Source organism: Lysobacter sp. 1R34A, from assembly GCF_051217035.1.
In the GTDB taxonomy this organism is placed as follows: domain Bacteria; phylum Pseudomonadota; class Gammaproteobacteria; order Xanthomonadales; family Xanthomonadaceae; genus Lysobacter.
In genome coordinates this window covers 1-8,160 of record NZ_JBPKJP010000140.1, presented here as the reverse complement: position 1 = coordinate 8,160, position 8,160 = coordinate 1, and the positions used below count along the sequence as shown (strand labels likewise).

The window sequence follows — 8,160 nt, the reverse complement described above, 5'->3', positions numbered from 1 at the left end:
GGGGTCCCGGCGGCCCAGGCGGCCCGCGCGGTCCTGGCGGCCCCAAGTCGCACACCGGCCCGCGCAAGCCGTTCAAGCCGCGCCCGCCGCGCTGACTTGAGCTGAGGGGTGATGCCCCTTCTCTCGCGTTCGGGGGAAGGGGCGGAAGAGCCAGCCGGCCGGATGAGGGCGCGCAAGCTGCCCCTCTAACCCGCACCCCGGCCCGAACGCCTGGCGTTCGCGCGTTCGCACACGCGCGAGCCAATGGCTCGCAAGCGGCGTTCGCTCACCCCGCCAGCGGGAGAGGGAGTTGAGCGCAGGCCGCCGCCGCGTCCACACCAGAAGTCATAAGCCGATCATCGCGTATCGGCGCCGATCTTTGGCATAGTCGCAGCGTAGTCGCTACGCCGCCGCACATGCCCCGCATCCTGGTCTTCCAACACGTCGCCGCCGAACCGCTGGGCACGCTCGATCCCCTGATCCGGCGTCGCGGCCATCGCATCCGTTTCGCCAACTTCGACCGCGACCCGCAGGCGCAGCCCAACGTCGACCGCTACCGCGGCCTGATCGTGCTCGGCGGGCCGATGAACGTCGAAGACCAGGCCCAGCGCCCGCACCTGCGCACCGAACTGCTCGCGATCGAACGCATGCTGGAACAAGGCAAGCCGGTGCTCGGCATCTGCCTCGGCGCGCAATTGCTCGCCCACGTCCTCGGCGCACCGGTGCGCAAACACCACCGCCCCGAGATCGGCTGGTACCCGCTGCAGACCACCGAGGCCGGCCATGGCGACCCGGTGCTCGCACCGCTGGCCGGCACCGCGCCGGTGTTCCAATGGCACCGCTACAGCTTCGAAGTGCCGCAGGGCGCGCACCACCTCGCCCGCACCGACACCTGCGAGCAACAGGCCTTCCGCTGGGGCGACAACGCCTACGGCTTCCAGTTCCATCTCGAAATGGACGTGCCGCTGATCGAACGCTGGCTGGGCAATCCGGTCTATCGCGAAGAACTGGCCGAACTCGGCCACGACACCAGCGAAGCGGCGATCCGCGCCCAGACCCTCGAACACATCCACGCCATGCAGACCCGCGCCGACGCGGTGTTCAACAACTTCCTGGACCTGATCGGCCAACCACAGCGGCGCTACACCCTGCCCTCGCGCGAATGGGTCTGACCCTCGCCGCTTCAGCAACCGCAGACCCGCTCCAAGGGGTAGGAGCGGCGCAAGCCGCGACCGCGTGGGTTCCGGTTGCGTCGTTAATGACGACTGAGACGTTCTTCGGTACCCGCGTAGTTAAAGCACCTGGCTGCTAAATCAGGGGCGATGGTTCGAGTCAAGGCCGCCCGCCTTCATCACAAGGATAATCGGCAGCAGCAAAAGCTCCTTGCTTTACTTCCACGCGAGGAGATCTAACAATCATTCAATCCAAAGCCCGCTTCGTGGTCCGCCTGGATTCTGGCCTTAGACGGGTTTGGCCAAAAGGCCAGCGCACCCCTGCGATGCAATCGGCATCTTTAGTCCAGATGGCGGAGCTAATACATGGGTCAAGAGTACATCGTTCATCTACGCGAATCGGACCTCCAATCGATTCGGAGAAATCCTTTTGGCCCGAATACAGTAGATGCATTGCTCCAGAAGATTCCCTGTTATGTCGGGAAGTCGGAGGACGGGGCGGTCTTTTTTTTCAGCGTTGACAAAGTCACTGAGGGCCGCTGGCCGAGCAACATCAGCAAAGAGGAGCAGCGGCTCGTGATTTGTGCATACGATTCAGGCGACCTTCGATGCATACGCACCTTTTTGTTCGACCAACTCATGGATATTTGCGGACGCTTCGAAATTGAAGATGCCTGAACCGGGTCCCGACGACTGTCGATCGAGCGTTCTACAACCCCAACCCACTCTGGAACCACCGCTCGCTCCCATTCAACGGATCGGCGAACCGCAACGAGCGCGCCAGCAGTTTCAGCGGTCGCGCGTAATCGTCGGCGAGCGCCTGCGGCGCCAGGGGGTAGAACGGGTCGTTGAGGATCGGTGCGCCGAGGGCGGCCAGATGCACGCGCAGTTGGTGTTTGCGGCCGGTCACCGGTTCCAGGGCGTAGCGCCAGACCGGGCCGCCGCGGTCGATGACGTCGATTCGGGTCTCGCTGTTGGGTTCGCCTTCGGCCTCGCACATGCGGAAGAACGGCTCGCCTGCGACCAGGCGCGAACGCCGCAGCAAAGGAAACTGCAGGTCCGGCAGGGCCGGCGCCAGGGCTTCGTAACGCTTGTGGATGCGGCGCTCGCGAAACAGGGCCTGATAGGCCGCTCGCGAGGCCGGGTCGTGCGAGAACAGGATCACGCCGGCGGTGCCGCGGTCGAGCCGGTGCAAGGGCACCAGGTCGGGTTCGTCGTAACGCCGGATCAGTCGGGCCAGCAGGGTCTCGGCGACGAAGCCGCCGGACGGGGTCACCGGCAGGAAATGCGGTTTGTCGACCGCCAGCAGATGCGCGTCGCGATGCAGCACGCGCTCTTCGAAGGGGATGCGCGGCTCCTCGGAGACTTCGCGGAAATACCGGACCTCCATGCCGGCCCGATAAGCGTCGTCGGCCGCCAGCGCTCGCCCCTGGGCATCGAGCACGCGGCCACGGGCGAAGCGATCGAGCCAGCGCTCGCGCCCGATGGCCGGGAAGCGTGCGCACAGGCCGTCGAGCAGGTGCGTCCACGGGCCCGGCGGCAGCTGCAGCCGGCTCGGCGCGACGCCGTCGCGGGGCGCATTCGATCGGTTCGTGGACATGCCGGCATCATCGCCGACTTCGCTGCCCTCGCCCACGCCGGCGAACGGCGGCTCGGCGTCCGCTCGAGCCGAGACCCAGCCTAAATCCAACTGAGGTCCAGCCAGCACGATCCGCCCAGGACGCGGCCAGCCCAACGGCGGCTGGACCAGTCTGAACCAGCCGGGCGCCCGGACCGGACGGGGAAGCCGCCAGCGCCTAGAATGCGCGCTGTTTTCCTGCGAGCTCAGCCCATGGCGCCCAATGCCACCATCGTCAAGATCGAGTTGCAAATCAGCGACATGGACCGGCATTACTACGCCGCCCACGCCCTGACCCTGGCGCAACACCCGTCCGAAACCCAGCAACGGCTGATGGTGCGGATGCTGGCGTTCGCGCTGAACGCGCAAGAGCGGCTGGAATTCGGCCCGGGCCTGAGCAGCGAGGACGAACCCGACGTGGTGCTGCGCGACTACACCGGCGACATCGAGCTGTGGATCGACGTCGGCCAGCCCGACGAGTCGCGCGTCCGCAAGGCCTGCGGCCGCGCGCGCCAGGTGGTGGTGGTGAACTACGGCGGCCGCGCCGCCGACATCTGGTGGGACAAGAACGTCGCGATCCTGCGCCGGCTCAAGAATCTGACCGTGCTCGACCTCGATCCCGCCGCAGTGGAAGCGATGGCCGGCCTGGTCGAGCGCAGCTTCCGCCTCGATTGCCAGATCCAGGACGGCGAAGTGTCGCTGAGCACCGACAAGGGCGCGCTGGTGCTGACTCCGGGCGTGCGCCAGAGCGCGGACGCGCGAGCCGCCTGAGCATGACCGAAGCGGTCGATGTGCTGATCGTCGGCGGCGGCGCCGCCGGCCTGATGTGCGCCCTGACCGCGGGTCGCCGCGGCCTGCGCGCGGTAGTGATCGAGCACGCCAACAAGGTCGGCAAGAAGATCCTGATGTCGGGCGGCGGGCGCTGCAATTTCACCAACACCGGCACCACCCCGGCCAATTACCTCTCGGCCAATCCGCATTTCTGCAAGTCCGCGCTGGCGCGCTACACGCCCTGGGACTTCATCGCGATGGTCGAGCGCCATCGCATCGCCTATCACGAGAAAGAACTCGGCCAGCTGTTCTGCGATGTGTCGTCGAAGCTGATCGTACAGATGCTGGTCGACGAATGCCTGGCGGCCGGGGTGCGCATCGAGATCGGCTGCGCGGTCGAGCGCATCGTGCATAACGAGGGCGACAGCGGCTTCCGCGTGCACACCGCGCGCGGCGGCTTCGCGGCGCGCTCGCTGGTGATCGCCAGCGGCGGCCTGTCGATCCCGAGCATGGGCGCAAGCGGTTTCGCTTACGAGTTGGCGCGCCGTTACGGCCACAACGTGCTGCCGACCCGCGCCGGCCTGGTGCCGTTGACCCTCAGCGGCAAGCACCAGGAGCGGTTGCAGGAACTCAGCGGCGTCGCCCTGCCGGTCACCGCCACGTGCAACGGCCAGAGCTTCAGCAACCAGATGCTGATCACCCATCGCGGCATCAGCGGCCCGGCGATCCTGCAGATCTCGTCGTATTGGCAGCCGGGCGACGATCTGCGCCTGGACCTGTTGCCGGGGCAGGACGCGCTGGAGTGGCTGCAGATGCAGCAGCGCGAACGTTCTGCGGCGGAATTGAAGACCGTGCTCGGCGACGCGGTGCCGCGGCGTTTCGCCCAGCGTCTGTGCGAGGTCTGGCTCGGCAACAAGCCGATGAAGCAATACAACCTGCCGGAGCTGAAGCAGCTCGCCGCGACTTTAAGCGAATGGCCGCTGATCGCCAGCGGCACCGAGGGGTATCGCACCGCCGAAGTCACCTTGGGCGGCGTGGATACCGATGAGCTGTCGTCGAGCACGATGCAGTCCAAGCGCGTGCCGGGGTTGTATTTCATCGGCGAAGCGATCGACGTGACCGGCTGGCTCGGCGGCTACAACTTCCAGTGGGCCTGGGCGTCGGGGCATGCGGCGGGACAGGCGGTTTGACTGTTGTTGCGTCGTGGGCCTGCTGGCGCGGTCGCGGCTTGCGCCGCTCCTACAGGGGATGGCGGCGTCGCGGATTTAGGGGCGGCGTGAGCCGCGACCCGTATCCGCAACGGCGTCGCAAGTCTGCTGGTTGGGTCGCGACTTACGTCGCTCCTACAGGGGATGGCGGCGTCGCGGATGTAGGAGCGGCGTGAGCCGCGACCTCGAATCCACAGTGCGCCGTAGATCCATTGGCGCGGCCGCAGCTTGTGACCGCAGGAAATCCCTGTGGGACGCCGCTCCTACCCCGGAGCCTCGGGATGACGCCGCCGCTGCCGGCCCGCCTCAATCCTGTTCGACGGCTTCGCCGAACAGGTCGTGTTCGTCGCTGCCCATGATCTCGACGTCGACGAACTGGCCGACGCGCAGCTGCGCTTCGAGGCCGTTCTGGATCTGCACCAGGCCGTCGATCTCCGGCGCGTCGGCCATCGAGCGGGCGATGGCCAGGTCGCCGTCGATGGCGTCGACCAGGCAGCGCTGGATGCTGCCGACCTTGGCTTCGAGCTTGGCCGCGGAAATCTCGGCCTGGCGCTCCATGAAACGCGCCAGCCGCTCCTGCTTGACGTCCTCGTCCACCGGGTCGGGCAGGTCGTTGGCCTTGGCGCCGTCGACCGGCGAGTAGGCGAAGGCGCCGACGCGGTCGAGCTGGGCTTCGTCGAGGAAGTCGAGCAGTTCCTCGAACTCCTGCTCGGTCTCGCCCGGGAAGCCGACGATGAAGGTGCTGCGGATCGCGATGTCCGGGGCGATCGAACGCCAGCGCTGGATGCGCTCGAGGGTCTTGTCGACCGCGCCGGGACGCTTCATCAGCTTGAGCACACGCGGGCTGGCGTGCTGGAACGGGATGTCGAGGTAAGGCAGCAGCTTGGGCATCCCGTTATGAGTCTGGGCCATCAAGGGGATGATGTCGTCGACGTGCGGGTACGGGTAGACGTAGTGCAAACGCGTCCAGATGCCGAGCTCGCTGAGGCCTTCGCACAGCGCCTTCATCCGGGTCTGGTAAGCCTTGCCGCGCCATTCGCGCTCGGCGTACTTGACGTCGACGCCGTAGGCCGAGGTGTCCTGCGAGATCACCAGCAGTTCCTTGACCCCGCCCATCGCCAGCTTTTCGGCTTCGCGCAGCACTTCGTCGACCGGGCGCGAGACCAGGTCGCCGCGCATCGAGGGGATGATGCAGAAGCTGCAGCGGTGATTGCAGCCTTCGGAAATCTTCAGGTAAGCGTAGTGCTTCGGCGTGAGCTTGACGCCGATGCCGTCGTCGCGGCGCGGCACCAGGTCGATGAAGGGGTCGTGCTTCGGCGGCAACGCCGCATGCACCGCGCTCATCACGCTGCCGTAGTCCTGCGGGCCGCTGATCGACAGCACGCCGGGGTGCGCTTCGCGGATCAGCTCCGAGCGCTTGCCGAGGCAGCCGGTGACGATGACCTTGCCGTTCTCGGCGATCGCTTCGCCGATCGCGTCCAGCGATTCGGTCACCGCCGAGTCGATGAAGCCGCAGGTGTTGACCACGACCACGTCGGCGGCGTCGTAGGTCTGGACGATGTCGTAACCCTCGACCCGCAACTGGGTGAGGATGCGTTCCGAATCGACCAGCGCCTTGGGGCAACCGAGACTGACGAAACCGACTTTGGGATTGGCTGGCGAGACGCTGGCGGAAGACATGAACGAGGAGACCTGAACAAGGGCGCCGGGCGCCGCAGGGGGGCGGCCGGGCCTGGGCGGGAACCGCCGGGGCGCGAATTATAGCCTCCGGGGCTAAACTGGCCGCGGTTTTGATCATTCGTTCGGGAGCAGGCCATGGGCCACTGGATCGACCTCGACACCCCCGCCGGCACGGTCGCCGCCTGGCGCGCCGACCCGAGCGCGGTCCCGCGCGGCGCAGTGGTGGTGATTCAGGAGATTTTCGGGGTCAACGCGCATATCCGCGATGTCGCCGAGCGCTTCGCCCAGGCCGGTTATGCGGCGATCGCCCCGGCCCTGTTCGACCCGGTCGAACGCGGCGTCGAGCTCGGCTACGACCAATCCGCGGCCTCGCGCGGGGTCGAACTGCGCAATGCGGTGGGTTTCGACCGCGCCACCGAGATCGTCGGCGCCGCCGCCCACGTGTTGCAGAGCGAAGGCCTGCGCACCGGCGCGGTCGGCTTCTGCTGGGGCGGCTCGGTGGCTTTTCTCGCCAATACCCGCCTCGACCTGCCGGCGGTGAGCTATTACGGCGCGCGCACCGTGCCGTTCCTGAGCGAGCGGCCGCGCGCGCCGGTGCGCGCGCCGATCATGTTCCACTTCGGCCGCCACGACGGCAGCATTCCGCCGGAAGCGATCGAACAGCACCGGCAAGCCTTGCCGACCGCGCCGATCCATCTGTACGAAGCCGGCCATGGCTTCAATTGCAACCTGCGCGCCGACTACGACGCCGACAGCGCCGCGCTCGCCTGGACTCGCACGCTCGACTTTCTCGCGGACAGCCTCAAATGAACCACTGGCACCTGCACCCGCAACTCGCCGACGACACCCATCCGGTCGCGCAGTTCGAACTCAGCGAACTGCGCCTGATGGACGACGCCAATCATCCCTGGCTGATCCTGGTGCCGCGCGTCGATGGAGCGGTCGAACTGATCGACCTGGACGAAGCGCAGCAAATCGCGCTGACCCGCGAGATCGCCCGCGCCAGCCGCGCCCTGCAGGCCGCGTTCAAGCCCTACAAGCTCAACGTCGCCGCGCTCGGCAACCTGGTACCGCAGTTGCACGTGCACGTGATCGCACGCTACCGCGAAGACATCGCCTGGCCGCGTCCGGTCTGGGGCATGGCCAGCGCGCAACCGTATTCGCCCGAAGTGCTGGTGCAACGCATCCGCCGCCTGCAGGACGCGTTGCCGGCGTGAGCGCGGCCACGGCGCCGCCGCCGGCCATCGTGTTCGAGGCGCTCGCCGACGACGCCTGGCTGCTGCGGCTCGGCGACGAAATCGACGACGCGATCAATGCCCGCGTGCACCGCCTCGCCGCACGGCTGCGCGCGCAACGGCCGGCGTGGCTGCGCGACCTGGTGCCGGCCTACGCCAGCCTCGCGCTGTTTTTCGACGAGACCGCGATCGACGCGCTCGCGGTCAAGAGCTGGCTCAGCGCGCAGTGCGCGGAACCCGATACCGCCGCTGGCGAGGCGCGGGCGACGCAGCGCCTGGTCGAGATCCCGGTCGCCTACGGCGGCGACTTCGGCCCCGACCTCGAGCGCGGCGCGGCCGAACTCGGCCTGTCCGCGCGGGCACTGATCGCGCGCCACAGCGGCGGCGACTACACCGTGGCGATGATCGGCTTCGCCCCGGGCTTTCCCTATCTGTCCGGGCTCGACCCCGCGCTCGCGCTGCCGCGCCTGGCGACGCCGCGCACCGAGGTCGCCACC

9 protein-coding genes are annotated in these 8,160 nt (G+C 67.6%); 7 read left to right on the top strand and 2 right to left on the bottom strand.

Annotated features, from left to right (window positions below; all coding sequences use genetic code 11):
* The first annotated feature begins 395 nt into the window (after positions 1-395).
* Positions 396-1,151, top strand: a complete 756-nt coding sequence (locus ACSAMQ_RS19130) for a type 1 glutamine amidotransferase (RefSeq protein ID WP_435397183.1) — start codon at positions 396-398, stop codon at positions 1,149-1,151.
* 366 nt (positions 1,152-1,517) lie between these two features.
* The gene (locus ACSAMQ_RS19125; protein ID WP_435397182.1) at positions 1,518-1,829 is read left to right on the top strand and encodes a hypothetical protein; all 312 of its coding nucleotides are present in this window, start codon (positions 1,518-1,520) and stop codon (positions 1,827-1,829) included.
* Between the two features lie 31 nt (positions 1,830-1,860).
* Here ACSAMQ_RS19125 and ACSAMQ_RS19120 read toward each other — a convergent pair whose 3' ends face one another.
* Entirely contained in the window at positions 1,861-2,751 is an 891-nt protein-coding gene (locus ACSAMQ_RS19120; protein ID WP_435397181.1) for a pseudouridine synthase, read from the bottom strand.
* A gap of 231 nt (positions 2,752-2,982) precedes the next feature.
* Between ACSAMQ_RS19120 and ACSAMQ_RS19115 the strand changes: the two genes are divergently transcribed.
* Both ACSAMQ_RS19115 and ACSAMQ_RS19110 read left to right on the top strand, forming a co-directional pair.
* The gene (locus ACSAMQ_RS19115; protein WP_435397180.1) at positions 2,983-3,540 is read left to right on the top strand and encodes a YaeQ family protein; all 558 of its coding nucleotides are present in this window, start codon (positions 2,983-2,985) and stop codon (positions 3,538-3,540) included.
* 2 nt (positions 3,541-3,542) lie between these two features.
* Positions 3,543-4,730: an NAD(P)/FAD-dependent oxidoreductase gene (locus ACSAMQ_RS19110; RefSeq protein WP_435397179.1), complete on the top strand. Its 1,188-nt coding sequence runs from the start codon at positions 3,543-3,545 to the stop codon at positions 4,728-4,730.
* Positions 4,731-5,054: 324 nt separating this feature from the next.
* Here the strand turns inward: ACSAMQ_RS19110 and rimO are convergent, their stop codons facing one another.
* Complete coding sequence (rimO, locus tag ACSAMQ_RS19105; protein WP_435397178.1) at positions 5,055-6,428, bottom strand: 30S ribosomal protein S12 methylthiotransferase RimO; 1,374 nt, start codon at positions 6,426-6,428, stop codon at positions 5,055-5,057.
* A 135-nt stretch (positions 6,429-6,563) separates the two neighbouring features.
* On the opposite strand from rimO, the gene ACSAMQ_RS19100 reads away from it, so the two are divergent.
* The 3 genes from ACSAMQ_RS19100 to ACSAMQ_RS19090 form a co-directional block, all read left to right on the top strand.
* Entirely contained in the window at positions 6,564-7,238 is a 675-nt protein-coding gene (locus ACSAMQ_RS19100) for a dienelactone hydrolase family protein (RefSeq protein ID WP_435397177.1), read from the top strand.
* Complete coding sequence (locus tag ACSAMQ_RS19095) at positions 7,235-7,645, top strand: HIT domain-containing protein (protein ID WP_435397176.1); 411 nt, start codon at positions 7,235-7,237, stop codon at positions 7,643-7,645. Before ACSAMQ_RS19100 ends, ACSAMQ_RS19095 begins: the two co-directional genes overlap by 4 nt.
* A partial coding sequence (locus tag ACSAMQ_RS19090; RefSeq protein WP_435397175.1) for a 5-oxoprolinase subunit B family protein occupies positions 7,642-8,160 on the top strand: 519 nt, incomplete at its 3' end. The genes ACSAMQ_RS19095 and ACSAMQ_RS19090, both read left to right, overlap by 4 nt.